Origin of the sequence: Actinotalea sp. C106 (assembly GCF_023630195.1) — a bacterium.
Taxonomy (GTDB): domain Bacteria; phylum Actinomycetota; class Actinomycetes; order Actinomycetales; family Cellulomonadaceae; genus Actinotalea.
In genome coordinates, this window is the sequence record NZ_JALPKN010000638.1 from 1 (window position 1) to 562 (window position 562).

The window sequence follows — 562 nt, forward strand, 5'->3', positions numbered from 1 at the left end:
GAGCAGGCGCCGGTCCAGGAGCAGCCCGTTGCCGGGCCGGCCGCCATCCCGGTGTGGTCCGCCCTGCCGGCCCCCACGGGTGCGCCGGTCGCGGGTCCCCCCGCCCCCTTCGCCGAAGTGGTCGACGGCCCGAGCCGCCGGGACATCCGCGGCCCCAAGAAGCGTCGTGGCCTGTTCGGTCGGCGCCGCCGCGAGGACCAGGCCGAGCGGGGCGTCCCGGAGACGTCCAGCGGTGCTGCCTCCAACGGTGCTGCCTCCAACGGTGCTGCCTCGAACAGTGCCTCCTCGGACGCTGCCGCCTCGGACGGTGCTGTCTCGAACGGTGCCTCGTCCAGCGGTGCCTCGTCCAGCGGTGCCCCGTCCTACGGAGCCCCGGCCGCATCCCCTGCGCCGGTCCCCGTGGCCTTCGCCCCGTCGCAGGCCTTCGAGCCGGCGTCCGCGCCGTCGGTCGCCCCCGTGCGCCAGTCGGCGTGGGGAGGCTCCGAGGCCGGGGCCCACGCCCAGCAGCCCTCGGGCCAGCCGGTCGCCTTCAGCCCCGGTGAGGGCGCCCGCCCGACCGTGC

The 562-nt window shown here is 77.8% G+C and carries 1 pseudogene; it reads left to right on the forward strand.

Annotated elements, in window-relative coordinates:
- A pseudogene (locus tag L0B03_RS18940) lies at positions 1–562 on the forward strand (hypothetical protein); the annotation flags it as partial.